General features: G+C 67.8%; 28 protein-coding genes. 2 read left to right on the top strand and 26 right to left on the bottom strand.

The window, feature by feature from the left end; all coding sequences use genetic code 11:
• Positions 1–2: 2 nt before the first annotated feature.
• From rplF to rplN, 6 genes are all read right to left on the bottom strand, one after another.
• A complete protein-coding gene (rplF, locus tag ACFQRJ_RS14780; protein ID WP_377019975.1) occupies positions 3–545 on the bottom strand; it encodes a 50S ribosomal protein L6 in 543 nt (180 codons plus the stop codon).
• A gap of 19 nt (positions 546–564) precedes the next feature.
• On the bottom strand, positions 565–963 hold the full coding sequence (rpsH, locus tag ACFQRJ_RS14785; RefSeq protein ID WP_377019976.1) for a 30S ribosomal protein S8: 399 nt from the start codon (positions 961–963) through the stop codon (positions 565–567).
• 71 nt (positions 964–1,034) lie between these two features.
• On the bottom strand, positions 1,035–1,220 hold the full coding sequence (locus ACFQRJ_RS14790; protein ID WP_377019977.1) for a type Z 30S ribosomal protein S14: 186 nt from the start codon (positions 1,218–1,220) through the stop codon (positions 1,035–1,037).
• A 1-nt stretch (position 1,221) separates the two neighbouring features.
• Positions 1,222–1,791 carry a 50S ribosomal protein L5 gene (gene rplE / locus ACFQRJ_RS14795; protein ID WP_377019978.1) on the bottom strand — a complete coding sequence of 190 codons (570 nt, stop codon included), beginning with the start codon at positions 1,789–1,791 and terminating at the stop codon, positions 1,222–1,224.
• Entirely contained in the window at positions 1,791–2,177 is a 387-nt protein-coding gene (gene rplX, locus ACFQRJ_RS14800) for a 50S ribosomal protein L24 (RefSeq protein ID WP_377019979.1), read from the bottom strand. Before rplX ends, rplE begins: the two co-directional genes overlap by 1 nt.
• 1 nt (position 2,178) lies before the next feature.
• Positions 2,179–2,547 carry a 50S ribosomal protein L14 gene (gene rplN / locus ACFQRJ_RS14805; RefSeq protein ID WP_193116799.1) on the bottom strand — a complete coding sequence of 123 codons (369 nt, stop codon included), beginning with the start codon at positions 2,545–2,547 and terminating at the stop codon, positions 2,179–2,181.
• A gap of 405 nt (positions 2,548–2,952) precedes the next feature.
• Between rplN and ACFQRJ_RS14810 the strand changes: the two genes are divergently transcribed.
• Positions 2,953–3,477, top strand: a complete 525-nt coding sequence (locus ACFQRJ_RS14810) for a hypothetical protein (RefSeq protein ID WP_377019980.1) — start codon at positions 2,953–2,955, stop codon at positions 3,475–3,477.
• A 347-nt stretch (positions 3,478–3,824) separates the two neighbouring features.
• On the opposite strand, the gene rpsQ is transcribed toward ACFQRJ_RS14810, so the two are convergent.
• From rpsQ to ngcE, 14 genes are all read right to left on the bottom strand, one after another.
• On the bottom strand, positions 3,825–4,160 hold the full coding sequence (gene rpsQ, locus ACFQRJ_RS14815; RefSeq protein WP_377019981.1) for a 30S ribosomal protein S17: 336 nt from the start codon (positions 4,158–4,160) through the stop codon (positions 3,825–3,827).
• A gap of 20 nt (positions 4,161–4,180) precedes the next feature.
• Positions 4,181–4,414, bottom strand: coding sequence for a 50S ribosomal protein L29 (gene rpmC / locus ACFQRJ_RS14820; protein WP_377019982.1), 234 nt, complete (start codon positions 4,412–4,414; stop codon positions 4,181–4,183).
• Positions 4,414–4,833 (bottom strand): 50S ribosomal protein L16, encoded by a 420-nt coding sequence (rplP, locus tag ACFQRJ_RS14825; protein ID WP_377019983.1) that lies wholly within the window; start codon positions 4,831–4,833, stop codon positions 4,414–4,416. The genes rpmC and rplP overlap by 1 nt, the downstream gene beginning before the upstream one ends.
• A 5-nt stretch (positions 4,834–4,838) precedes the next feature.
• Complete coding sequence (rpsC, locus tag ACFQRJ_RS14830) at positions 4,839–5,693, bottom strand: 30S ribosomal protein S3 (protein WP_377019985.1); 855 nt, start codon at positions 5,691–5,693, stop codon at positions 4,839–4,841.
• Positions 5,694–5,703: 10 nt separating this feature from the next.
• Entirely contained in the window at positions 5,704–6,057 is a 354-nt protein-coding gene (gene rplV / locus ACFQRJ_RS14835; protein ID WP_377019986.1) for a 50S ribosomal protein L22, read from the bottom strand.
• A gap of 50 nt (positions 6,058–6,107) precedes the next feature.
• Positions 6,108–6,389 carry a 30S ribosomal protein S19 gene (gene rpsS, locus ACFQRJ_RS14840; RefSeq protein ID WP_377019987.1) on the bottom strand — a complete coding sequence of 94 codons (282 nt, stop codon included), beginning with the start codon at positions 6,387–6,389 and terminating at the stop codon, positions 6,108–6,110.
• An 18-nt stretch (positions 6,390–6,407) separates the two neighbouring features.
• Positions 6,408–7,244: a 50S ribosomal protein L2 gene (gene rplB / locus ACFQRJ_RS14845; RefSeq protein ID WP_377019988.1), complete on the bottom strand. Its 837-nt coding sequence runs from the start codon at positions 7,242–7,244 to the stop codon at positions 6,408–6,410.
• Between the two features lie 46 nt (positions 7,245–7,290).
• Positions 7,291–7,593 (bottom strand): 50S ribosomal protein L23, encoded by a 303-nt coding sequence (gene rplW, locus ACFQRJ_RS14850; RefSeq protein WP_377019989.1) that lies wholly within the window; start codon positions 7,591–7,593, stop codon positions 7,291–7,293.
• Positions 7,590–8,369 carry a 50S ribosomal protein L4 gene (rplD, locus tag ACFQRJ_RS14855; RefSeq protein ID WP_377019990.1) on the bottom strand — a complete coding sequence of 260 codons (780 nt, stop codon included), beginning with the start codon at positions 8,367–8,369 and terminating at the stop codon, positions 7,590–7,592. The genes rplW and rplD overlap by 4 nt, the downstream gene beginning before the upstream one ends.
• Positions 8,370–8,374: 5 nt before the next feature.
• Positions 8,375–9,055: a 50S ribosomal protein L3 gene (gene rplC / locus ACFQRJ_RS14860; RefSeq protein ID WP_377019991.1), complete on the bottom strand. Its 681-nt coding sequence runs from the start codon at positions 9,053–9,055 to the stop codon at positions 8,375–8,377.
• An 11-nt stretch (positions 9,056–9,066) separates the two neighbouring features.
• Entirely contained in the window at positions 9,067–9,375 is a 309-nt protein-coding gene (gene rpsJ, locus ACFQRJ_RS14865) for a 30S ribosomal protein S10 (RefSeq protein WP_038371325.1), read from the bottom strand.
• A gap of 406 nt (positions 9,376–9,781) precedes the next feature.
• Positions 9,782–10,690: a carbohydrate ABC transporter permease gene (locus ACFQRJ_RS14870; RefSeq protein WP_377019993.1), complete on the bottom strand. Its 909-nt coding sequence runs from the start codon at positions 10,688–10,690 to the stop codon at positions 9,782–9,784.
• On the bottom strand, positions 10,687–11,667 hold the full coding sequence (locus ACFQRJ_RS14875) for a carbohydrate ABC transporter permease (RefSeq protein WP_377019994.1): 981 nt from the start codon (positions 11,665–11,667) through the stop codon (positions 10,687–10,689). The genes ACFQRJ_RS14870 and ACFQRJ_RS14875 overlap by 4 nt, the downstream gene beginning before the upstream one ends.
• Positions 11,667–13,121 carry an N-acetylglucosamine/diacetylchitobiose ABC transporter substrate-binding protein gene (gene ngcE, locus ACFQRJ_RS14880; protein WP_377019996.1) on the bottom strand — a complete coding sequence of 485 codons (1,455 nt, stop codon included), beginning with the start codon at positions 13,119–13,121 and terminating at the stop codon, positions 11,667–11,669. The genes ACFQRJ_RS14875 and ngcE overlap by 1 nt, the downstream gene beginning before the upstream one ends.
• A 214-nt stretch (positions 13,122–13,335) precedes the next feature.
• Between ngcE and ACFQRJ_RS14885 the strand changes: the two genes are divergently transcribed.
• The gene (locus ACFQRJ_RS14885) at positions 13,336–14,379 is read left to right on the top strand and encodes a general stress protein (protein WP_377019997.1); all 1,044 of its coding nucleotides are present in this window, start codon (positions 13,336–13,338) and stop codon (positions 14,377–14,379) included.
• Between the two features lie 335 nt (positions 14,380–14,714).
• On the opposite strand, the gene tuf is transcribed toward ACFQRJ_RS14885, so the two are convergent.
• From tuf to ACFQRJ_RS14915, 6 genes are all read right to left on the bottom strand, one after another.
• Positions 14,715–15,902, bottom strand: a complete 1,188-nt coding sequence (tuf, locus tag ACFQRJ_RS14890; protein ID WP_377019998.1) for an elongation factor Tu — start codon at positions 15,900–15,902, stop codon at positions 14,715–14,717.
• Positions 15,903–16,029: 127 nt separating this feature from the next.
• Positions 16,030–18,177, bottom strand: a complete 2,148-nt coding sequence (gene fusA, locus ACFQRJ_RS14895) for an elongation factor G (protein WP_377019999.1) — start codon at positions 18,175–18,177, stop codon at positions 16,030–16,032.
• A gap of 90 nt (positions 18,178–18,267) precedes the next feature.
• Complete coding sequence (gene rpsG, locus ACFQRJ_RS14900) at positions 18,268–18,738, bottom strand: 30S ribosomal protein S7 (RefSeq protein ID WP_377020000.1); 471 nt, start codon at positions 18,736–18,738, stop codon at positions 18,268–18,270.
• Entirely contained in the window at positions 18,738–19,112 is a 375-nt protein-coding gene (gene rpsL / locus ACFQRJ_RS14905; protein ID WP_377020002.1) for a 30S ribosomal protein S12, read from the bottom strand. The genes rpsG and rpsL overlap by 1 nt, the downstream gene beginning before the upstream one ends.
• A 714-nt stretch (positions 19,113–19,826) precedes the next feature.
• Positions 19,827–21,071, bottom strand: coding sequence for a resuscitation-promoting factor (locus tag ACFQRJ_RS14910; protein WP_377020004.1), 1,245 nt, complete (start codon positions 21,069–21,071; stop codon positions 19,827–19,829).
• A 590-nt stretch (positions 21,072–21,661) separates the two neighbouring features.
• Entirely contained in the window at positions 21,662–25,546 is a 3,885-nt protein-coding gene (locus ACFQRJ_RS14915) for a DNA-directed RNA polymerase subunit beta' (protein ID WP_377020005.1), read from the bottom strand.
• Positions 25,547–25,613 lie beyond the last annotated feature (67 nt).

The following is a 25,613-nucleotide window of genomic DNA, read 5'->3' on the forward strand; positions in this document are numbered from 1 at the left end:
GATCACTTACCAGCCTTTCCGGCCTTGCGCACCACGGTCTCGTCCGCGTACCGCACGCCCTTGCCCTTGTAGGGCTCGGGCCGACGGATCTTGCGGATGTTCGCGGCGACCTCTCCCACCTGCTGCTTGTCGATGCCGCTGACCGAGAACTTGCTCGGGGTCTCGACGGTGAAGGTGATGCCCTGGGGCGCCTTCACCACGACGGGGTGGGAGAAGCCGAGGGCGAACTCGAGGTCGGTGCCCTTCGCGGTCACACGGTAGCCCGTGCCCACGATCTCCAGCTTCTTCGTAAAGCCCTCGGTGACGCCGAGGACCATGTTGTTGATGAGAGTGCGGGTCAGGCCGTGAAGCGACCTGTTCTCGCGCTCGTCGTCGGGGCGGCTCACCACGATGGCGCCGGACTCATCGCGCTCGACGGCGATGGGCTCGGGCACGACGTGCTTCAGCTCGCCCTTGGGACCGGTCACCGTGACGATGCGGTCTTCGATGGTGACGTTCTGCACGGCCGCCGGAACGGGAACCGGGCGGACTCCGATGCGGGACATAGTGTTTCTCCTCTCCCGCTCACCAGATGTAGGCGAGGACTTCCCCACCTACACCCTTCTTGGCTGCCTGCCGGTCGGTCAGGAGGCCGGAGGACGTGGACAGGATCGCCACGCCCAGGCCGCCGAGGACCTTGGGCAGATTGGTGGACTTCGCGTACACACGCAGGCCGGGCTTCGAGACGCGGCGCACCCCGGAGATGGCGCGCTCACGGCTGTCGGAGTACTTCAGCTCGAGGACGAGCTTCTTGCCCACCTCGGCCTCCTCCTCGTGCCAGCCGAGGATGTAGCCCTCGGCCTTCAGGATGTCCGCGATACGGCTCTTCAACTTCGAATACGGCATGGACGCGCTCTCGTGGTACGCCCCTGAGGCGTTACGGATGCGCGTGAGCATGTCCGCGATCGGGTCGGTCATGGTCATGTCTGTTGCTTCTTCCTCACCTGGTTTCCCGCGGCATCATCGCTGTGCCCCGGGACCTCTGGCGGTAGTCCTTACCAGCTGCTCTTGGTGACGCCGGGGAGCTCACCACGGTGAGCCATGTCGCGAAGGCAGACTCGGCAGAGGCCGAACTTGCGGTACACGGAGTGCGGGCGGCCGCAACGCTGGCACCGGGAGTAAGCGCGCACGGCGAACTTCGGCTTGCGCTCCGACTTCTTGATCAGGGCTGTCTTGGCCATATCAGTTCTCCTTGAAGGGGAAGCCGAGCAGCTTCAGCAGCGCGCGTCCCTCGTCGTCGGTCTTCGCGGTGGTCACGACCGTGATGTCCATACCGCGGACGCGGTCGATCTTGTCCTGGTCGATCTCGTGGAACATGACCTGCTCCGTGAGGCCGAACGTGTAGTTGCCGTTGCCGTCGAAGTGCTTCGGCGACAGACCACGGAAGTCGCGGATGCGCGGCAGAGCGGTCGACAGCAGCCGGTCCAGGAATTCCCACATGCGAGCGCCACGGAGGGTGACGTGCGCACCGATCGGCATTCCCTCACGCAGCTTGAACTGCGCGATCGACTTGCGGGCCTTGGTGACCTGCGGCTTCTGTCCGGTGATGGCGGCGAGGTCGCGCACGGCGCCGTCGATGACCTTGGAGTCGCGAGCGGCGTCGCCGACGCCCATGTTCACGACGATCTTGGTCAGACCGGGCACCAGCATGACGTTCTCGTAACCGAACTGGTCGGTCAGCTCCGCCTTGATGGTCTCGTTGTACCGGGCCTTCAGGCGCGGGGTGGGCGCCTGGATAGCAGTCTCGCTCATCAGATGTCCTTCCCGGAGCGCTTGGCGAAGCGGACGCGCACCTGCTTGGAGCGGCCGTTCTCGAGCTCGAGGGTCTCGACGCGGTAGCCGACCTTGGTCGGCTTGTTGTCCTCCGGGTCGACCAGAGCCACGTTGGAGATGTGGATGGGGGCCTCGCGCTGCTCGATGCCGCCCGCGCCACCGGCCTGGTTGGGCTTGATGTGGTGGGTGCGGCGGTTGATGCCCTCGACGAGCACGCGCTCGGTATCGGGGAACACCTGCAGGACGCGGCCCTGCTTGCCCTTGTCGCCGGCCTCGAGGCCACGTGCGGCGACCTTGTCGGCGTCGCTCGTGCGGCCGGTGATGACCTGGACGAGGTCGCCCTTCTTGATCTTCATCTTTGCCATGTCACAGCACCTCCGGTGCCAGCGAGATGATCTTCATGAAGCGCTTGTCGCGCAGTTCGCGCCCGACGGGGCCGAAGATGCGCGTTCCGCGCGGCTCGCCATCGGCCTTGAGGATCACCGCCGCGTTCTCGTCGAAGCGGATGTAGGACCCGTCGGCGCGCCGACGCTCCTTGGACGTACGGACGACGACAGCCTTGATGACATCGCCCTTCTTGACGTTGCCACCGGGGATGGCGTCCTTGACGGTCGCCACGATGGTGTCGCCGATGCTGGCGTAACGGCGACCGGAGCCACCGAGAACACGGATGCAGAGAATCTCCTTGGCACCTGTGTTGTCGGCGACCTTCAGTCGCGACTCCTGCTGAATCACTCGTTCTCCTATCGTCTCACCGGTTCTCTTCCGGTCCGCGGGAGCGGGCCGGCCGAGCCTGGCGGAACGGAATATGGACCATGCCCGGACGTCCGCCCAGGTCACGAACGTGGCCATGAGCATCACCGGCGGCGGGCTCCGGGCACCAAAAAACCCTCGGCCGGACTCAGGCACTAGCGTGGAGAACGCCTCAGCGTTCGCTTCTCGTGCGAGGTCTCCGGCGAGGACGGATCTGGTGCTTCCGGATCCTGCCGCGGACTCCCGATCCCGCACTCACCGCGAGGGCTGGTGGGCATGGTCGTCCGGCAACCGTTCAAGACTACGTCCCCGCAGCAGTCGCTGTCACCCCATGCGAGCCCTGCGAAGGGTGTGGGCTTGCTCTCCCGCCGCCCCTACACTCGATCCATGATCGACATCGATGTGGCACGACGACTCAAGGACGCGGGGCTGCCCTGGGAACCGGCGGACGGCGACCTGTTCTCGATCGACACCGAGCTGCTGCGCGACGAGGCGTTCATGCTCTCCCCGATGGTGGTCGAGCGGGGCATCAGCCGGTCGGGCCAGCATGTCTTCCGCTTCAACGGCACCACCGAGTGGGCGCTGGACACGGTCGAGCAGCACGAGGCCATCTGGATTCCCCGCGAGGAGCAGCTCCGCGATGCGCTCGGCGACGCCTTCGTGTCGCTGCACCGGGAGCAGTCGGGCGCCTACGTGGTGAGGTTCGCGCCGGCGGGCGACGCCGACCCTGGCAGCGGTGCTGCACCTGGCACCGATACCGACGCTGACCCTGGCGCTGGCGCCGGCACTGGCACTGGCACTGGCACTGCACTCGGTGCCGATGCTGACGCCGGTGGCCTGCGCGAGGTCCGGGCACCTCATGCTGAGGACGCCTACGCGGGCGCGCTCCTGACCCGTCTCACGCGCGCCTGAGCGTCTCGCGCTCCTGACCCGACCCGCGCGCGCCTGACCGTCTCACGCGCGCCTGATCCGTCCCTCGGCCACCACCACTGCCGTATACGGGCACTCGGGCGACGACCGTCCGGCGACACGCGGGCTCGTTCCACTGATCCGTTGCAGTGACGAGACGAATCAGTGGAACGGAGGCGCGACGTACCGGAGCGCCCGACGGGCGGGCCCGGGCGCAGCGGACTCCGGCAGCAGCCCGGACACGCCAGCCCCTGACGCAGCGGCCCCGGGTATAGCGAAAGGGCCGGCCTCCCCCAGGGGGAAGGCCGACCCTTCACGTCGATCCTGCTGCGGTCACCAGGACCGTTGGATCACTTGGCTCGCTCGAGGATCTCGACCAGGCGCCACCGCTTGGAGGCGGAGAGCGGTCGGGTCTCCATGATGAGGACACGGTCGCCGATACCGGCGGTGTTCTCCTCGTCGTGGGCCTTGAACTTGCTCGTCTTGGTCGTGACCTTGCCGTAGCGAGCGTGCTTGACGCGCTCCTCGACCTCGACGACGACGGTCTTGTCCATCTTGTCGGAGACCACGAAGCCGCGGACGGTCTTGCGGTACGGGCGCTCATGGGACGACGCGTGCGCGCCTTCCTTGTCGAGCACCTCGACCTCGTCGACGGCCGGGGCCTCGGCCTTGCTGTTCTCAGTCATGTCTGTTCCTCGCTTCGCGGTCACTCGGCGGCGCCGGGCGCCTGTCGGATGCCCAGCTCGCGCTCGCGCAGGATCGTGTAGATCCGTGCGATGTCCTTCTTGACGGACCGCAGGCGGCCGGAGCTCTCGAGCTGACCGGTGGCGGACTGGAAACGGAGCTTGAACAGCTCGTCCTTCGCCTTCGCCAGCTCGTCGGCCAGCTTGGCGTCGTCCAGCTTGTCCAGTTCATCGGCGGTGAGCTTGGTCGCTGCCATCAGATGTCACCACCCTCTCGGCTCAGAATGCGGCACTTCATGGGGAGCTTGTGCATCGCCAGGCGCAGCGCCTCGCGGGACACTTCCTCGGACACGCCCGCGACCTCGAAGAGGACACGGCCGGGCTTGATGTTGGCGACCCACCACTCGACCGAACCCTTACCGGAGCCCATGCGGACCTCGGCAGGCTTCTTGGTCAGCGGCCGGTCGGGGTAGATGTTGATGTACACCTTGCCGCCACGCTTCATGTAGCGCGTCATGGCGATTCGTGCCGCCTCGATCTGACGGTTGGTGACGTAGGCCGGCGCGAGCGCCTGGATGCCGTAGTCGCCGAACGCCAGCTCGGTGCCGCCCTTGGCCATGCCGCTGCGGGTCGGGTGGTGCTGCTTGCGGTGCTTGGTCCTGCGGGGGATCAGCATGTCGCTCAGGCCTCCGTTCCGGACTGCTGTGCGGGAGCGGACGCCGGCTGCTCCGTGGGGGCGGCGGCCGGAGCGGCAGCCTGGGCTGCTCCCTCGGTGCTGCCACCCTCACGACGGGCGTTGGCGTTGCGCTCGTTGCGACGGCCGCGCGGGCGCTCGGCACGGGGGCCGCGGCCGCCGGAGCGGGGACCCTGCGTGGCGGCCTGGGCCGCGAGCTCCTTGGCGGTGACGTCGCCCTTGTAGATCCACACCTTCACGCCGATGCGGCCGAAGGCGGTGCGGGCCTCGTAGAAGCCGTAGTCGATGTTCGCGCGGAGGGTGTGCAGCGGCACGCGCCCCTCGCGGTAGAACTCGTTGCGGCTCATCTCGGCGCCGCCGAGGCGGCCGGAGACGGCCACTCGGATGCCCTTCGCGCCGGCGCGCTGCGCGGACTGCATGCCCTTGCGCATCGCACGACGGAAGGAGACGCGGGCGGCGAGCTGCTCGGCGATGCCCTGGGCGACCAGCTGAGCGTCGTTCTCGGGGTTCTTGACCTCGAGGATGTTCAGCTGGATCTGCTTGCCGGTGAGCTTCTCCAGCTCGCCGCGCAGACGCTCGGCCTCGGCACCCCGGCGCCCGATGACGATGCCCGGGCGGGCGGTGTGGAGGTCGACGCGGACACGATCACGGGTGCGCTCGATCTCGACCTTGGAGATGCCGGCGCGCTCGAGCCCCTTGGACATGAGCTTGCGGATCGCGACGTCTTCCTTCACGTAGTCGCGATAACGCTGACCCTCCTTGGAGGAGTCGGCGAACCACCGGCTGCTGTGCTCCGTGGTGATCCCGAGGCGGAACCCGTTCGGATTGACCTTCTGGCCCATTCGGGACTCCTTACTTGTTCACGGGAGCGACCACCACGGTGACGTGGCTGGTGCGCTTCTTGATCTGGAAGGCTCGACCCTGTGCGCGCGGCTGGAACCGCTTCATGGTCGGGCCCTCATCGACGAATGCGGAGGAGACGACGAGTTCGCGCTCATCGAAGCGCTCCCCCGCCTGATCTGCCTTCACCCGCGCGTTGGCGATCGCGGACTCGACGAGCTTGAGGACGGGCTCGCTGGCTCCCTGCGGGGCGAACCGCAGGGTGTCCAGGGCCTCGGCCGTGCTCTTGCCACGAATCAGGTCCACAACGCGGCGAGCCTTCATGGGCGACATGCGGAGGTACCGCACCTGCGCCTTGGCTTCCATTGCTGTCCTGCTTTCTTCGGATTGCTGATGGTGCTGCCGCGTGACCGAGGTCAGCGGCGGCGGCCCTTCTTGTCGTCCTTCTCGTGGCCCTTGAAAGTCCGCGTGGGAGCGAACTCGCCGAGCTTGTGGCCGACCATGGCCTCGGTGACGAACACCGTGACGTGCTTGCGGCCGTCGTGCACTGCGAAGGTGTGGCCGAGGAAGTCCGGCGTGATGACCGAACGACGCGACCAGGTCTTGATGAGGTTCTTGGTGCCCTTCTCGTTCTGAGCGTCCACCTTCTTCTGGAGGTGATCGTCGACGAACGGGCCCTTGGCGATACTGCGAGGCATAGTCTGTGGTTCTCCCTATCAGCGCTTCTTGCCGGTCCGGCGGCGGCGCACGATGAGCTTGTCGCTCTCCTTGCCGGGTCGCCGGGTACGGCCCTCGGGCTGACCCCAGGGCGACACCGGATGCCGACCACCGGAGGTGCGGCCCTCGCCGCCGCCGTGCGGATGGTCGATGGGGTTCATGACGACGCCACGCACGTGAGGGCGCTTGCCCTTCCAGCGCATGCGGCCGGCCTTGCCCCAGTTGATGTTGGACTGCTCCGCGTTGCCGACCTCACCGATGGTGGCGCGGCAGCGGGCATCGACGTTGCGGATCTCGCCGGACGGCATGCGCAGCTGCGCGTACGGTCCTTCCTTGGCGACCAGCTGCACGGAGGCGCCGGCGCTGCGGGCGATCTTGGCACCGCCGCCGGGGCGCAGCTCGATCGCGTGGATCACGGTGCCCAGCGGGATGTTGCGCAGCGGCAGATTGTTGCCGGGCTTGATGTCCGACTCCGGACCGTTCTCGATCCAGTCGCCCTGACGCAGCTTCGCCGGGGCGAGGATGTAGCGCTTCTCGCCGTCGGTGTAGTGCAGCAGCGCGATGCGCGCGGTGCGGTTGGGGTCGTACTCGATGTGTGCGACCTTGGCACCGACGCCGTCCTTGTCGTGGCGACGGAAGTCGATGACACGGTAGGCACGCTTGTGGCCGCCGCCCCGGTGACGGGAGGTGATGCGGCCGTTGCTGTTGCGCCCGCCCGACTTGGACAGCGGGCGGACCAGCGACTTCTCAGGGGTGTCGCGGGTGACCTCGACGAAGTCGGCGCCACTCGAGCCGCGACGACCGGGCGTGGTCGGCTTGCTCTTACGAATTGCCATGTGGGTTTCCCTCAGACTCTCTTCGGCTCCTCGGATATCGGCCGCCTCAGGCGACCGACCCTCCGAAGATGTCGATGGCTCCGTCAGTCAGGGTGACCACGGCGCGCTTGGTGTCCTTGCGCTTGCCGGTCCCGAAGCGCGTGCGGCGCGACTTGCCCTGACGGTTGATCGTGTTCACCGAGGAGACCTTGACGTCGAAGATGGACTCGACGGCGATCTTGATCTCGGTCTTGTTGGCGCGGGCGTCCACCAGGAAGGTGTACTTGCCCTCGTCCATCAGCCCGTAGCTCTTCTCGGAGACGACCGGGGCCAGCAGGACGTCGCGGGGATCCTTGTTCAGCACGGTCACTTCGACTCCTCCTTGGCGGGCTCGGCGGCCTCAGCGGCCTGGGCGCCGTCCTCGTCGTCGGAGGCCGGGGCCTCCTGCGCGGCGGCGGCCGGGGCCGACGACGCGTTCTTCGCCGCGGCGAAGGACGAGGTGGGCAGGGACACGGTGGCCTGGGCGACGAAGTCCTCCAGCGCACCGGCGGTGAAGACCACGTCGTCGGAGAGCATGACGTCGTAGGTGTTCACCTGGTCCGCGTACAGGACGTGCGCGGTGGGCAGGTTGCGCGAGCTCAGCGCGCCCAGGTCGTCGTCACGACGCACGACGACCAGCACGTGCCGGCGGTCGGAGACGTGGGACAGGGTGGTGCGGACGGCCTTCGTCGACGGCGCATTGCCGTCGAGGAGGGACGAGACCACGTGGACGCGGCCGTTGCGGGCCCGATCCGAGAGGGCACCGCGCAGAGCGGCAGCCTTCATCTTCTTCGGGGTGCGCTGGCTGTACTCGCGGGGGACGGGGCCGTGGACGGTGCCGCCACCGGTGAACTGCGGGGCGCGGAGGGAGCCCTGACGGGCACGACCGGTGCCCTTCTGCTTCCAGGGCTTCTTGCCGCCGCCACGCACCTCGGCGCGGGTCTTGGCCTTGTGGGTGCCCTGACGGGACGCCGCCTGCTGGGCGACGACCACCTGGTGGATCAGGGGCACGTTGGTCTGCACGTCGAAGATCGACGCGGGCAGCTCGACGGTGCCGGACTTGGTGCCGGCCGGATCGAGCACGTCGACAGTCAGATTCGCTGCCATCGGGCTCAGGCCTCCTTCGCGGGGCTCTTGACGGCCGAGCGGACCAGCACGAGCCCGCCTTTGGGGCCGGGAACGGCACCCTTGACGAGCACGAGGCCCTTCTCGACGTCGACCGCGTGAACGGTCAGGTTCTGGACACTGGTTCGGGCGCTGCCCATGCGGCCGGCCATGCGCTGGCCCTTGAAGACGCGACCGGGCGTGGCGGCGCCGCCGATGGAACCGGGCTTGCGGTGGTTGCGGTGCGCACCGTGGGAGGCACCGACACCGGCGAAGCCGTGGCGCTTCATGACGCCCGCGGTGCCCTTGCCCTTGGAGGTGCCGACGACGTCGACCTTCTGGCCGGCCTCGAAGATCGACGCGTCGATCTCCTGACCCAGCGAGTAGTCGGTGGCGTCAGCGGTGCGCAGCTCGACCAGGTGACGGCGCGGGGTCACGCCGGCCTTGTCGAAGTGGCCGCGCAGCGGCTGCGAGACCTTGCGCGGATCGATCTGCCCGTAGGCGATCTGCACGGCGTCGTATCCGTCGTTCTCGACGGAGCGGATCTGGGTGACGACGTTCGCACCGGTCTGCACGACGGTCACGGGGACGAGCTTTCCGTTCTCGTCCCAGACCTGGGTCATGCCGAGCTTGGTGCCGAGCACGCCGGACACGGGGCGGGCGCTCTGACCCGTCAGTTCGTTGCTCATGTCCACCTGCCTCAGAGCTTGATCTCGATGTTGACGTCCGCCGGCAGATCGAGGCGCATGAGCGAGTCCACGGCCTTGGGCGTGGGATCGACGATGTCGATCAGTCGCTTGTGCGTGCGCATCTCGAAGTGCTCACGGGAGTCCTTGTACTTGTGCGGCGACCGGATGACGACGAACACGTTCTTCTCGGTCGGCAGCGGCACCGGGCCCACAACAGTCGCGCCCGCGCTGGAGACCGTGTCGACGATCTTGCGCGCCGAGCTGTCGATCACTTCGTGGTCGTACGACTTGAGCCGGATGCGGATCTTCTGTCCCGCCATGGCGTCCTGTCTCTCTTCTTCGTCTGGCATGGATGCACCCGACCCCGGCACCCGAGGACGGGCGTGTCGGCCTCCGCGGGACATAAGAATCCAGCGTTCGGCCACCGAGGATCGGCTGCTTCTGCGACTTCTTCCCTCTGACGATGCGCACTCGATGCAGGTGCATCGTTCGCATCCTCGGGACGGACCTCATCCGGTGATCATTCGCCGTGATCCGGAGACCATGGAGAACGGAACCGGGCATGTCGGCCCGCGCAGACAACTCGAACAGTCTGCCAGACGCGCACTCGAGGCCACAAGAGGACCCCGGGTGCACCCGGTCACACGGGCATCGCGCCCGTCGGCGGAGCAGGATGACGTCGGGCCTCGTCGACGGCGCGGCGCCCGACGTCCAGCGCGGAGGCGGTCACTTGTTCGTGCTGGGGTCCATCCCGCCCTGCAGCTGACGCTGGAAGATCATGTAGACGATCAGCACCGGCAGGATCGTGATCGTCACGGAGGCGAACATCGCCGCCCAGTCCGAGTTGTAGCCCTGCTGGGCCTGCATGTTGACGAGGCCTTGGGCGAGCACGAACTTGTCGCGGTCGGTGTTGAGCACCACGGGGATGAGGAACTGGTTCCACAGCCCGAGGAAGTTGAAGATGGTCACGCTGGCCATCCCGGGGCCCGCCATCGGCAGCATCACCTGGAAGAAGGTGCGGAAATCCCCCGCCCCGTCGATCGCCGCGGCCTCCGAGATCTCCTCGGGCAGCTGCCGGAAGAAGGCGTAGAGGAAGAAGACCGTGAACGGGAGGGCGAAGCCCACGTAGGCCATGATCAGCCCGAAGTAGGTGCCCCGGATCTGCATCGACTCCATGATGAAGAACAGCGGCACCACGGCCAGGAAGAGCGGGAACGTCAGCCCCGCGATCAGGGCGTAATAGATGATCCGCCGGCCGGGGAACTCGTAGCGCGCGAGCACGTAGGCGCACATCGCTCCCAGCAGCATCACCAGCACCAGGGCGCAGCCGACCACGAGCACCGTGTTCCCGAAGAACCGGCCGATGCCCGCCTGCTCCCACGCCCGCACGAAGTTGTCGAGGTTCAGCCGTTCGGGCAGCGCGAACGGGGAGGCGAGGATGCCGCGCGAGGTCTTGAACGAGCTGAAGACCGTCCAGATCAGCGGCAGCACCACCACCAGCGCCCACGCGGCCAGGATCGTCTGCGCGAGGATGCCGAAGGCGCGATCGCCGCCCGTGCGCTTCGTCCGCCGCGAGGCGGGCACGGCAAGATCGGGGGCCGACGGGGCGTTCTGCGTCGGGGTCTCGGTGCTCATCGGCGCTCCCTCTCCCGGGTGGAGAACAGCACGATCACGGCCATCAGCATCGTCAGCAGCGCCATGACCACGCCCATCGCCGAGGCGCGCCCGAACTGCGAGCTGGTGAAGGCCGTCTCGTACAGCAGGCGCGAGACCACGTCGGTGCTCTTGCCGATGCCGCCGGTGGGCGTCATGACGCTGACGTAGACGAACATGTCCAGCGCCAGGATCCCCATGTACACGGCGGCGGTGGAGACGTTCTCCCGCACCATCGGCAGGATGACGCCGACCGCGAGGCGCAGGCGCCCCGCCCCGTCGATGCGGGCCGCCTCGATGACCTCGGCCGGGACCGACTTGATGGCGGCGACGAACAGCACCATGTAGAAACCGACGAGGCTCCAGACCACGGCCGCGATGATCGCGGCGAGCGCGAATCGCCGATCACCGAGCCAGCCGATGTGCACCTCCTGGCCGAACAGACCCAGCGGCACGTTGAGGATGCCGTTGAGCAGGCCGCCGTTGGGCGAGTAGATGAAGGCGAACAGGATGCCGACGACGACCGCGGGGATCACGTAGGGGAAGAAGCTGACCACCCGATAGATGGTGGCGCCCCGGATGCCCTGGATCCGGCCGCGGCTGTCCCCGCCCACGGTGACCAGCACGGCGAGCGCGAAGGCGAGCGTGATGGTGATCGTGGGCAGCACGATCATGTAGATCAGGTTGTTGGCCAGGGCCCTGCGGAATCCCGGGTCCTGGAACAGGGAGACGTAGTTGTCCAGCCCGATGAATCGCGGAGCCTGGGACAGGCCGCGCCAGTCGGTCAGCGAGTAGTAGAACGCCTGCAGGAACGGGGAGACCACGAACAGCACGTAGACCAGCAGCGGCAGGCCCAGGAAGAGTGCGAAGAACAGGAGCCGACCGGGGGTGAGGCGGTTCCGCGCCCCCCGCGAGCGCCTGGGGCCCGCCGGGGGCGCGGAGGTGGGGACCGCTGCCATCACTCGACGTCGAACTTCTCGATACCTTCGTCCTCGCGGACCTCGTCGATGGCGGCCTGCGACCGCTCGATGGCCTGGTCGGCGGTGATGTCGCCGTTGAGGAACTCCGCCCACAGCGGCTTGAACACGGTGCCCATGTTGTACCAGGCAGCGAAGTTGTAGTTGAAGACGTCCTCGCCGGCAGCCGTGATCATCTCGTTGACCGAAGCGAGCGCCGTGGAGCCGAAGGCGTCCTCGGGAATGGTGTCCTTGACGACGGTCATGGAGGACGTGATCTCCGAGAAGTTCTGGCACTGCTGCTTCGACAGCATGATGCGCAGGAACTCCATGCCCCCGGCGCCGTTGGCGGCCTCGGCGGGTACGAAGAAGGGCTCGCCGGCGGTGCCGTGGACCGCGGCCTCGCCCATGGCGGCGGCGTCCGTGAGCATCGGAGCCGGCACACCCGTCATCCGGTAGTCCTCGGGCGTGACACCGGCCTGCTCGTTCTCGATCCAGGACCCCGACGGGTACATGACGGCATTGCCGGTGACCCATTGGGTCTGGGCCTCGGTGTGCTGGATCCCGGCCCCGCCGGCCATGAAGTAGCCGGCCGAGACAGCGTCCTCGATGGCGGTGAAGGCGGCGACGACGGCGTCCTGGTGATAGGCATCGTCCTCGAGCAGGTCGAGTTTGCGGGACAGGTCCGGGCCGGCCTCCTTGATCGCCATCGACAGCGCGAGCTCGTGGTAGTAGTCCGCGGCGTTCTGACCACCCCAGGGGAACATCGCCAGGTCCTCGCTCGCCGCGGCCTCGGCGATGGTCATCACCTCGTCCCACGTGCGGGGCGGCTCCCAGCCCTTCTCCTCGAACTGGCTGGCCGAGTACCACAGGGCGAAGATCTCGTAGACGTAGTTGATCGCGTAGACCGTGCCGGAGTACGTGCCCGGATCCAGCACGCCGGGAAGCAGCGACTCCCCGACGGTGCCGCCATCCAGCGACGGTGCCTCGATCAGGGCGCCGATGTCGGCGATGCTGCCCTCGGAGATCAGAGCGCTGGCGTTCATCGACTGGGCACCGGCGTTGTCGAACAGGTCCGGCGGGTCCCCGCCGATGAACCGGGTCTGGAGGTCGGATTGGATGTTCACGGTCGAGCTGACGTCGACCTCGGCGTCGGGGTACAGCTCGGAGTACTTCTCCCCCGCATCGACGGCGTACTGGTCCCCGTAGCCACCGTCGAAGACGATCACCTCGACGGGGTCGGAGCCCGCGACGCCGAAGGGGTTGTCGTCGCTGACGTCCCCACCGCCCTCCGGGGCAGCACCGCCACTGTCATCGTCTCCCCCGCCGCCGCCCGCGGCGCAGGCGCTCAGCGCGGCCGCACCGGTACCGGAGGAAGCGAGTGCGAGGAACCGACGGCGCGAGGCGCCCAGGCGGTCCAGCGGGGTCTCCAGCGAGGAGCTCTCGGAGTCGTTCATCGTGGCCTCTTCGTCGAGTGGTGTCAGGGACGTGATGCAGTGGCACGGACCATACCCACAGCGCGTGTGACGTGAGCCTCATACGCTCGGAGCGAGTCCCGATCGTAATCGGCTGCTCCGCCCCGGTGATGCCACCGACGCACGCCCTGACGTGTCCAGCGACCGTTCGGACAAGCTTCAGCCCGGGCGCGGCCCCCTGTTCTACCGTGGGGCCATGAGTCAGCCACCGCACACCGCCTCCCCCCTGACCGCGCGCCTGTACGACCTGGAGTACCCGCGGTCCCTCGGTGTCTACAGCACGTACCAGGAAGTGCAGTCCGTCGTCGACACCCTCGCCGACAACCAGTTCCCCGTCCAGAGCACCCTGATCGTCGGCACCGATCTCAAGCTCATGGAGCGCGTCACGGGACGCAAGACCTGGGGCCGCGTGGTGGGCCAGGGCGTGCTGTCGGGACTGTGGATGGGCCTGTTCCTGGGACTGCTGCTGATGCTGATCACGCCCAGCAACGTCATGGTCATCCTGACCAGCATCCTGATGGGCATCGTGTTCTTCACGGTGTGGGCCGTGATCGGGTACGCCATGACCGGTGGCCGGCGGGACTTCACCTCCATGACCGCCACGATCCCGATGCAGTACGAGCTCCTGGTCGAGCACAAGCACGCTGATCAGGCGCGCCGCCTGCTGGCCGAGACCGGCGCCTCCCCCGCGGCGGCGCCGCAGTCGCCGGCCACCGCACTGCCCGGGCACGGCGGTCAGACGCCGCCGGCCGCCGGGTACGGCCAGTCCTGGCAGTCCCCGCAGCAGCCCTCCCCGCAGCAGCCCTCGCCGCAGCACCCTGGGCCCGGACAGGCCGCAGGCCCGCCGTCGGGCTCCCAGCAGCCGGACGCCCAGCAGCCAGGGTCACCGCAGCCCGGCGGGCGCTCCCGCCCCACCTACGGTCAGCCGGCTCCGGCCGCAGCGCCTCAGCCGACCGCGGAGGGCCGCTCCCGCAGCGGCCGCCCCAGCTTCGGCCAGCCCGCCGGCACTCCGATGCACGGCCAGTCCATGCAGGGCGAGTCCGTGCAGGGTGAGGCCGGGTCCGGCCAGGCTCCGCAGACACAGGCCGCGTCCGGTGAGGAGTACGGGGTCCCGCAGCCGGACGCCGGGCAGTTCGACGCCGCCGGCGGCCGCGGCTACGGCCAGTTCGATGCCGACCGGCCGCCGGAGCACGGGCAGGAGGCGCAGGAGAACCAGGAGCGTGGCAGCTCGGAGCGCTGAGCTGACGTGCCGATCGGCCTCCTCCACCGACGAGAGCCCCTGCCCCGCTTAGCGGCGGGCCAGGGGCTCTTCTGTGACCGGCAGGACGCTGTGACCGGCAGGACGTGACCACCCACCGCTTTCCGGACCGACGGGGTATGGCCTCCCAGTCTCATCTGCGGCCTCGGGACGCAGACACCCACCGCGCGAAGCCCGGCGGAACCGGGGCCGGGGACGGCACGGACAGCCGGGCATGCAGAAGGCCCCGGACCGGTCAACCCGGTCCGGGGCCTTCTGGATGATGCGGCGACCGTGTGCACGGCCGCCTCACCGCAACGGGGTCTCCCCCGCGCAGATCACTTCTGGATCGAGGTGACCCGGCCGGAGCCCACGGTGCGGCCACCCTCACGGATGGCGAAGCCGAGGCCCTCCTCCATGGCGATCGGCTGGATCAGCTCGACCGACATCTCGGTGTTGTCGCCGGGCATGACCATCTCGGTGCCCTCGGGCAGCGTGATGACGCCGGTGACGTCGGTGGTGCGGAAGTAGAACTGCGGGCGGTAGTTCGAGTAGAACGGGTTGTGACGCCCGCCCTCGTCCTTGGAGAGGATGTAGACCTGCGCCTCGAAGTTCGTGTGCGGGGTGATGGTGCCCGGCTTCACGACGACCTGGCCGCGCTCGACGTCCTCGCGCTTGGTACCGCGCAGGAGCAGACCGCAGTTCTCGCCGGCCCACGCCTCGTCCATCTGCTTGTGGAACATCTCGATACCGGTGACGATCGTCTTCTGCGCCTCACGGATGCCGAGGATCTCGACCTCCGAGTTGATGGCGAGCTTGCCGCGATCGACCTTGCCGGTGACGACGGTGCCGCGACCGGTGATGGTGAAGACGTCCTCGACGGGCATGAGGAACGGCTTGTCCATGTCGCGCTCCGGATCCGGAACGTTGTCGTCCACAGCGGCCATCAGGTCCTGGACGGACTTGACCCACTTCTCGTCGCCCTCGAGGGCCTTGAGCGCGGAGACCTGGATGACGGGGGCGTCCTCGTCGAAGTCCTGGGAAGCCAGCAGCTCGCGGACCTCCATCTCGACGAGCTCGAGGATCTCCTCGTCCTCCACCATGTCGGCCTTGTTCAGGGCGACGACGATGTAGGGCACGCCGACCTGGCGGGCGAGCAGCACGTGCTCGCGGGTCTGCGCCATCGGACCGTCGGTGGCGGCGACCACGAGGATCGAACCGTCCATCTGGGCCGCACCGGTGATCATGTTCTTGATGTAGTCGGCGTGGCCGGGAGCGTCGACGTGCGCGTAGTGACGCTTCTCCGTCTGGTACTCGATGTGCGAGATGTTGATCGTGATGCCGCGCTGCTTCTCTTCCGGCGCGTTATCGATCTGATCGAAGTCTCGACGCTCGTTCAGGTCCGGGTACTGCTCGTACAGGACCTTGGAGATCGCAGCGGTCAGCGTGGTCTTGCCGTGGTCGACGTGACCGATGGTGCCGATGTTGACGTGCGGCTTGTTCCGCTCGAACTTGGCCTTCGCCATGGTGGTGTCCTCCTAGGACTTCTTATCGTGGTACTTCTGGATCGGGATCGGGTTCCGTCCACGAGGACGGAGGTCCGATGGAAGCGCGGGGGAACAGGAGAAGGAGCCTACCCGTTCCCTCGGCTTCTCACTCGCCCCGGGTCTTCGCGACGATCTCTTCCGAGATGCTGGAGGGGACCTCCGCGTAGCTGTCGAACTGCATCGTGTACATCGCACGCCCCTGGGTCCTGGACCGCAGGTCGCCGACGTACCCGAACATCTCGGACAGCGGGACGAGAGCACGGATGGCCTTGATCCCGCTCACGTCCTCCATCGACTGCACCTGACCGCGTCGCGCGTTCAGGTCGCCGATGACTTCTCCCATGTAGTCCTCCGGAGTGCGGACCTCGACGCTCATGACCGGCTCGAGGAGCACGGGCTTCGCCTGGCGGAGGGCTTCCTTGGCAGCCATGGAGCCGGCGATCTTGAACGCCATCTCCGAGGAGTCGACGTCGTGGAAGGCGCCGTCGATCAGGCTGGCCTTGACGTTGACCACCGGGTAGCCGGCGATGATGCCGGATTCCAGCGCGTCCTGGATGCCCGCGTCCACGCTCGGGATGTACTCGCGCGGGATGCGACCGCCGGTGACCTTGTTCTCGAACTCGTAGAACACGCCCTCCTCGGCATCGGTCAGAGGCTCGAAGGTGATCTGCACCTTCGCGAACTGGCCGGAGCCGCCGGTCTGCTTCTTGTGGGTGAAGTCGTACTTCTCCACCGTGCGCTTGATCGTCTCGCGGTAGGCCACCTGGGGCTTGCCGATGTTGGCCTCGACCTTGAACTCGCGGCGCATGCGGTCCACGAGGATGTCGAGGTGCAGCTCGCCCATGCCCTTGATGACCGTCTGGCCGGTCTCCTCGTCCAGCTCCACCTGGAAGGTGGGGTCCTCCTTGGCGAGCTTCTGGATGGCCACGCCCAGCTTCTCCTGGTCGCCCTTGGTCTTGGGCTCGATGGCCACGTTGATGACCGGGTCGGGGAAGCTCATGGACTCGAGCTGGATCGGGTTCGACGAGTCGGTCAGGGTGTCACCGGTGGTGGTGTCCTTCAGGCCGACGAACGCGTAGATGTGGCCCGCGAAGGCCTCCTCGACCGGGTTCTCCTGGTTCGAGTGCATCTGGAACAGCTTCCCGACGCGCTCCTTCTTGCCGGTGGTGGCATTGAGGATCTGCTCGCCGGTCTTGACCTGGCCGGAGTAGACGCGCACGTAAGTCAGCGTCCCGAAGAACGGGTGCGCGGCGACCTTGAAGGCGAGGCCGGAGAAGGGCTCGTCCCAGTCGGGCTTACGGGTCAGCTCGGTGTCCTCGTCGCCCGGCTTGTGGCCGACCATCGGGGGCACGTCCAGCGGGGAGGGCAGGTAGTCGATGACCGCGTCGAGCATGGGCTGGACGCCCTTGTTCTTGAACGCGGAGCCCAGGAAGATCGGGTACGCCTCGGAGTTGACGGTCAGGGCCCGGATACCGGACTTGAGCTCGTCGACGGTGAGGTCGCCCTCCTCGAGGTACTTGTCCATGAGCTCCTCGGAGCTCTCGGCGACGTCCTCGACCAGCTTGGCGCGGTACTCGTCGACCGTGTCCTGGACGTCCTCGGGGATCGGGATCTCGACCTGGTACTGGCCGAGAGCAGCGTCGCCCTTCTTCTTGCCGAACTTGGGCATGTCCTCGGGGAAGACCTCGGGCCACTCGTAGGCCTTCATCTCGACCAGGTCGACGATGCCGTTGAAGTCGCTCTCCGAGCCGATCGGCACCTGCATCACCAGCGGCTTGGCCTTCAGACGGTCGATGATCGTCTGGACGGTGAAGAAGAAGTCGGCGCCGAGCTTGTCCATCTTGTTGACGAAGCAGATGCGCGGGACGTCGTACTTGTCGGCCTGGCGCCACACGGTCTCCGACTGGGGCTCCACGCCCTCCTTGCCGTCGAACACGGCGACCGCACCGTCGAGCACGCGCAGCGAGCGCTCCACCTCGACGGTGAAGTCGACGTGGCCCGGGGTGTCGATGATGTTGATCTGGCTGTCGTGCCAGTAGCAGGTGGTCGCGGCGGACGTGATGGTGATGCCGCGCTCCTTCTCCTGCTCCATCCAGTCCATCGTGCCGGCGCCGTCGTGGGTCTCACCGATCTTGTAGTTGACCCCGGTGTAGTACAGGATGCGCTCGGTCGTGGTGGTCTTACCGGCATCGATGTGGGCCATGATGCCGATGTTTCGGACCTTTGTGAGGTCACTGAGCACTGCGAGTGCCACGGGCTATGCCTTTCTGCAGAACGGGAGCTGGTCGACGTGCCGGAGGGCAGTCGGTGGGGTCCGCCCGCACGGGACGGACCCCACCGGAACTCACCAGCGGTAGTGGGCGAAGGCCCGGTTGGACTCGGCCATCTTGTGGGTGTCCTCGCGACGCTTGACAGCGGCGCCGAGGCCGTTGGAGGCGTCGAGGATCTCGTTCATCAGACGCTCGGTCATCGTGTGCTCACGACGCGCGCGGGAGTAGCTGACCAGCCAGCGCAGCGCCAGCGTGGTCGCACGGCCCGGCTTGACCTCGATCGGGACCTGGTAGGTCGCACCGCCGACGCGGCGGGAGCGGACCTCGAGGCTGGGACGGATGTTGTCCAGCGCCTTCTTCAGGGTCACGACCGGATCCTGGTCGTTCTTGGCACGGCAGCCCTCGAGGGCGTCGTAGACGATCCCCTCGGCGACGGTCTTCTTGCCGTCCAGGAGGATCTTGTTGATGAGCTGGGTGACGATCGGCGAGCCGTAGACGGGGTCGACGACCAGCTGGCGCTTGGGAGCGGGGCCCTTACGAGGCATTACTTCTTCTCCTTCTTCGCGCCGTAGCGGGAGCGGGCCTGCTGACGGCCGCGCACGCCCTGGGTGTCGAGGGAGCCACGCACGATCTTGTAGCGCACGCCCGGCAGGTCCTTCACACGGCCGCCGCGGACGAGCACGATGGAGTGCTCCTGCAGGTTGTGGCCGACGCCGGGGATGTAGGCGGTCACCTCGATGCCGCTCGAGAGGCGCACACGCGCGATCTTGCGCAGTGCCGAGTTCGGCTTCTTGGGAGTCTGGGTGTAGACGCGCGTGCAGACGCCGCGGCGCTGGGGCGAACCCTTGAGCGCGGGCGTCTTCGAGGCGGTGGACTTGGCGTCCCGCCCCTTGCGCACCAACTGCTGGATTGTGGGCACAGCTTCTCTTTCTGTTCAGCCATCGGCGCTGTTCGCACCGACGGATCGACTTCTTCGACCGCTCGCACGGTCGGCGACCCGAATCGCCGTCCCCATGCCCGAGGATGGTCAGCGGTTCGACCCGCCCGACGAGTGATGGCACCCGACGGGCGTCCGGAAGGACCGTGATCGGCGCCCGCGGGACGGGGCCGGGCATGGCCGCCGGTTCCGTAAATCGGGCACGCCGCAAGGATCCGCTCCTCGCGGGGGACACCAATCCGCGGCTGCCCCGAAGGGTTTTCGCGGATCTCGTCCCGGGTCACGACCAGAGGGCACTCCGGACGCAACGGCAGTCTACTGAGGCCGCGTGCATGCGGTCAAAGCTTGTGCCTGGTTCCGACGCAGATCACATCACGGCTCGTGACGGCGCGGGAGGGTCCGGCGCCCGGGGGTGGCACCGGGATGAGGGCACGCCTCAGCGCGCGCGGCGGCCTGCCTCGGCTTCTCCCACCACAAAATGGCCGTGAGCGCAGGTGCACGTCCGAAAATGGGGGTGACCCGACGCTGGCGACCATCTTTTTGCGGGCGCCATAGCAGGTGGGCGCCGACGCGGGCGCCCTAGCAGATGGGCGCCGACGCGGGCGGCCTCGACAGACCACGAGCGCGCCGCGAGGAGTTCGCGGCGCGCTCGTGATGTGCTGCCGGTCTCGGGCGAACCGGCCGTGACGCCTCGGGTCAGCGGATGCCGAGCTTCGCGGTGCAGGACGGCCATGCGCCCCAGCCCTGGCCGGCCTGGACCTTCTTGGCGATCTCGATCTGCTGTTCGCGGGTGGCCAGGTGCGCCGAGGAGGCGTACTTGCCGCCACCGAACGCGCGCCAGGTCGACTTCGTGAACTGCAGGCCTCCGTAGAAGCCGTTGCCCGTGTTGATCGACCAGTCACCACCGGACTCGCACTGGGCGAGACGGTCCCACACGGAGCCGGAGGACACCGACGGTGCGGACGCGCCGGTGTTCCCGTCGTTCTCCTCGCGCTCCGAGCTGCGGCTGGACTTGCTGCCGGAGCGCTCCTTCGCCTCGTCGGAGGAGTCGGAGCTGCTCGACTTCTCCTCGGTGTCGCTCTCGGGCTCCGGCTCGGGCTCGGGCTCCGGGGCCGGCTTGGTGCCCTCGGCGATGACCTCGGTGACCGGCTCGGTGACGACCTCCTCCGAGACCAGCTCGGACTCGGTGACCTCCCCGTCGACGGTCTTCTCGGCGTAGACCTTCTCCTTGGAGCCCTTCTTGCCCTCGGTGGTGACCTTGGTCTTGCCCTCGAGCAGCTCGTCGTCCTCAACCGTCTTGGTCTCGAACGGGATCTCCTCGGTCTCGGTCCGCTCTTCCTCGCGGACGCGCGTGACCTGGACCGTCACCCCGTCCTCGAGAGCCGTGTCCCGGCCGGGCTCGCTCGTGTCGGTGTCCTCGATGTCTCCGAGCAGACGCTCCATCGCCTCGCCGACCGTCTTCGCAGCGATCGTGAAGGTGTCCTGGCCGCGCTGGCCGACGAAGGTCACGGTCTTCGCGGTGACGACGTCGATGCCGTCCTCCACCTCGGACAGCTCGGTCTCGGGGGCCGGGGTCACGGCGGCGCCGTCGGCGTCGTAGTCGACCTCCTCGAGCACGTCGGCGACGGTGTCACCGGTGGTCAGCAGCTCCTGCTCCTCGCCATCGATGCTCACGGTGACCGGCGTGCGCTCGATGATCTGGATCTCGATACCGTCAGTGACCTGCTCACCGAGACCGGGCACGACCATATCGGTGTCCTTGACCTCGATGCCCTGGGCCTCGAGCAGCTCGGCGACGGTGGGGCTGAACGTACGCACCTGCTGCTGCTCGCCGTACACCGTCACGGCGGCTTCGTTGGAGACGGCATAGGCCGTTCCGCCGCCGCCGACGCCGACGACGGCCGCGGTCGCAGCCGCGATGATCCACGGAGTCTTCTTCACTGTTCCACCTGTTCCTCGGCCGCCACAGCGGGGCGGCAGTCGTTGCCTGAGCGCGAGTGCCCCGAGCGGGGCACGGGCGTTCCGGCACGAGCGCGCGTTCGGGGGCGAAGCGCAGCGGGGGAAGGTCGCACGGGAACTGCCAGGACCCATCGTTTCGTCCTTTTCGCCTGCTGTGAAGGCGTTCGACGAGGGTTTGGGCTCCCACCCAAGAGGTCTTTACCCGCACGTGAACTTCCGGGTCCGACAGGTCACGCCGGGCGGGCCGTCGGCTCTGCGCCGCGTGGTCCCGCCCACGCGTCCCGCCCACGGGATCCGCCCACGTGAGCCGCCCACGGGGCCGCCCACGGGGCCGCCCACGGGTCCCGCCCACGGGTCCCGCCCACGGGTCCCGCGAACCCGGTTCCCGTCGTCGACGCCCACGCCGGGCTCAGGAGGGACTGCGCAGCCCGCACAGTGCTCCGCTGGGTCCCCGGACGCGACGAGGGGCGGCCCCACCGAAGTGGGACCGCCCCTCATGCCGGTCACGCGGGCCGGTCCGCCGGGCACCCCCGCAGGGTCCTCAGCGCAACGACGCCGCAGCCGTCAGCGACTCAGCGGAAATCCGTGCGGAACGGATCGGCGTAGTCGATGTCGTCCAGGTTCACCGCACCGGTCTGACCGAAGCCGGAGAAGTCCAGCTCGTCGTATCCGGGCACCTGGTACATCTGCGCCTTGGCCTCGTCGGTCGGCTCCACCGCGATGCGGCGGAACCGAGACAGGCCGGTCCCGGCGGGGATCAGCTTGCCGATGATGACGTTCTCCTTGAGCCCCATGAGCGAGTCGCTCTTGCGGTTCAGGGCGGCCTCGGTGAGCACGCGGGTGGTCTCCTGGAAGGAGGCCGCCGACAGCCACGAGTCCGTCGCGAGGGACGCCTTGGTGATGCCCATCAGCTCCGGACGACCGGAGGCGGGCTGCCCGCCCTCGGCGAGCATCCGGCGGTTCTCGCGCTCGAACGCGACCCGCTCGGCGAAGTCGCCGGGCAGCAGGTCGGTGTCACCGGACTCGATGATCGTCACGCGACGCAGCATCTGGCGCACGATGACCTCGATGTGCTTGGCGTGGATGTCCACGCCCTGCGAGATGTACACCTTCTGCACCTCGTCGACCAGGTGCTGCTGCACGGCGCGCGGGCCGAGGATGCGCAGGACCTGCTTCGGGTCCACCGAGCCCTGCGTGAGCTGCTGGCCGACCGCGACATGGTCGCCGTCGCCGATCAGCAGGGTCACACGCTTGGAGACCGTGTAGGTGACCGGGTCGGAGCCGTCGTCCGGCGTCACGGTGATCCGGCGCTGCTTGTCGTTCTCCTCGATCTCGGCGCGACCCGCGAACTCGGTGATCGGCGCGAAGCCGGCCGGGGTGCGGGCCTCGAAGAGCTCCTGGACACGGGGCAGACCGTGGGTGATGTCGCCGTCGGCGCTGGCCACACCACCGGAGTGGAACGTACGCATGGTCAGCTGCGTGCCGGGCTCACCGATGGACTGGGCCGCGACGATGCCGACGGCCTCGCCGATGTCGACCAGCTGGCCGGTCGCGAGCGAGCGGCCGTAGCACTGGGCACAGGTGCCCACTGCCGAATCGCAGGTCAGCACCGAGCGGATCTTGATCTCGCGCACGCCGGCCGCGACCAGCTGCTCGATCTGGACGTCGCCCACCTCGAAGCCGGCCGGGGCCGCCTCCTCGCCGTCGGCGCCGATGGCCGCAGTGGCCAGGACGCGTCCGTACGCCGTGGACTCCACGTGCTCGTGGGTGCGCAGCGCGCCGGCCTCCTCGACCGCGATCGGGATGACCAGGCCCTTGGTGGTGCCGCAGTCGTCCTCGCGGACGATGACGTCCTGCGAGACGTCGACCAGACGACGGGTGAGGTAGCCGGACTGTGCCGTCTTCAGCGCCGTATCCGCCAGGCCCTTGCGGGAGCCGTGCGAGGCGATGAAGTACTCCAGGACCGAGAGCCCCTCCTTGTAGTTGGAGAGGATCGGGCGCGGGATGATCTCACCCTTGGGGTTGTTCACCAGGCCGCGCATGCCGGCGATCTGGCGGATCTGCATCCAGTTGCCGCGGGCGCCCGAGTCCACCATCCGGTAGATGGTGTTGGTCGACTCGAAGTTCTCACGCATGGCGTTGTCGACCTCGTTGGTCGCCTCGGTCCAGATGTCGATGAGCTCCATGTTGCGCTCGGCCTCGGAGACCAGACCGAGGTCCCGGTTCTCCTGGACCTGGGCGGCCTTGGCCTCGAAGCGGGCGACGATCTCCGCCTTGTTCGGCGGGGTGACGACGTCCGAGAGCGCGAAGGAGGCACCAGAGCGGGTCGACCAGGAGAAGCCGTAGGACTTCAGCGCGTCCAGCGACGCGGCGACCTGACCCTTGTCGTAGCTCTCGGCCAGCGCGTTGACGATGCCGCCCAGACGCTTCTTGCCGACCTGGCCCTGGACGAACGGGAAGTCCTCCGGCAGCGCCTCGTTGAAGTAGACGGTGCCCAGAGTGGTCTCCAGGGTGATCGGGTCACCCTCGGTCCACCCCTCCGGGGCCTCCCAGTCGTTGCCGGGAACGATGTCGGTGAAGCGGATCTTCACCGGGGCGTTCAGGTGCAGCTCGCCGCGATCATGGGCCATGATCGCCTCGGCCTCCGAGGCGAAGGAGCGCCCGGCGCCCGGGACGTCCTCGCGCACGGTGGTGAGGTGGTACAGACCGATGACCATGTCCTGCGCGGGCATGGTGACCGGGCGGCCGTCCGAGGGCTTGAGGATGTTGTTCGAGGACAGCATCAGGATGCGGGCCTCGGCCTGGGCCTCGGCCGACAGCGGCAGGTGGACAGCCATCTGGTCACCGTCGAAGTCCGCGTTGAACGCGGCGCACACGAGCGGGTGGAGGTGGATGGCCTTGCCCTCGACGAGCTGCGGCTCGAACGCCTGGATGCCCAGACGGTGCAGGGTCGGGGCACGGTTCAGCAGCACCGGGTGCTCGGTGATGACCTCTTCGAGGACGTCCCAGACCTCCGGACGCGCCCGCTCGACCATCCGCTTGGCCGCCTTCACGTTCTGCGCGTGCGAGAGCTCGACCAGGCGCTTCATGACGAAGGGCTTGAACAGCTCCAGCGCCATGCCCTTGGGCAGGCCGCACTGGTGCAGGCTCAGCTGCGGGCCGTTGACGATGACCGAGCGCGCCGAGTAGTCCACGCGCTTGCCCAGCAGGTTCTGACGGAAACGCCCCTGCTTGCCCTTGAGCATGTCCGAGAGCGACTTCAGCGGGCGGTTGCCCGGTCCGGTGACCGGACGGCCGCGCCGGCCGTTGTCGAACAGCGAGTCGACCGACTCCTGCAGCATGCGCTTCTCGTTGTTCACGATGATCTCGGGAGCCCCGAGGTCCAGCAGCCGCTTGAGGCGGTTGTTGCGGTTGATCACGCGACGGTACAGATCGTTGAGATCGGAGGTCGCGAAACGGCCACCGTCCAGCTGCACCATCGGACGCAGATCCGGGGGGATGACCGGGACGCAGTCCAGGACCATGCCGGCCGGCGAGTTCGTGGTCGAGCGGAAGGCGGAGACCACCTTGAGGCGCTTCAGGGCGCGGGCCTTCTTCTGGCCCTTGCCGTTGGCGATGACCTCGCGGAGAGCCTGGGCCTCCCCCTCGAGGTCGAAGTCCTGCAGGCGCTTCTGGAGCGCCTCGGCGCCCATGCCGCCCTCGAAGTAGGTGCCGTAGCGCAGCTTCATCGCACGGTAGAGCTGCTCGTCACCCTCGAGGTCGGCGACCTTCAGGGACTTGAAGCGCTCCCACACCGCGGTGACGCGAGCGATCTCGGCGTCGTACTTCTTGCGGATCTGGGACTGCTCGCGCTCGGAGGAGTCGCGGACCTTGCGCTTCGCGTCGGCCTTGGCGCCCTCCTCCTCGAGCTGGGCGAGGTCCTTCTCGGCGGAGACGGCACGCTGGTTGATCGCGGAGTCGCGCTCGTTCTCGAGCTCCTTGATCTCCAGGTCGAAACGGGCCTGCAGCTCCGGCATGTCCTCGTGGCGGGCCTGCTCGTCCACCGCGGTGATCATGTACGCGGCGAAGTAGATGATCTTCTCGAGATCCTTCGGCGCGAGATCGAGCAGGTAGCCCAGACGGCTGGGAACGCCCTTGAAGTACCAGATGTGGGTGACGGGAGCGGCGAGCTCCACGTGACCCATGCGCTCACGGCGCACGGAGGACTTGGTGACCTCCACGCCGCAGCGCTCGCAGACGATGCCCTTGAAGCGCACGCGCTTGTACTTGCCGCAGTAGCACTCCCAGTCCCGGGTGGGGCCGAAGATGCGCTCGCAGAACAGGCCGTCCATCTCGGGCTTCAGGGTGCGGTAGTTGATGGTCTCCGGCTTCTTGACCTCGCCGTGGGACCAGCCGCGGATGTCATCGGCGGTGGCGAGGCCGATGCGCAGCTCATCGAAGGTGTTGACGTCGAGCACAGGTGTCCTTCTCTCGATCGGAAGTCGTGGGGTCTGAGGGAACGGGGGGCCGAGGGAGGGGTCCGGG

The organism is Brachybacterium sp. GCM10030252 (assembly GCF_042666535.1).
GTDB lineage: Bacteria > Actinomycetota > Actinomycetes > Actinomycetales > Dermabacteraceae > Brachybacterium.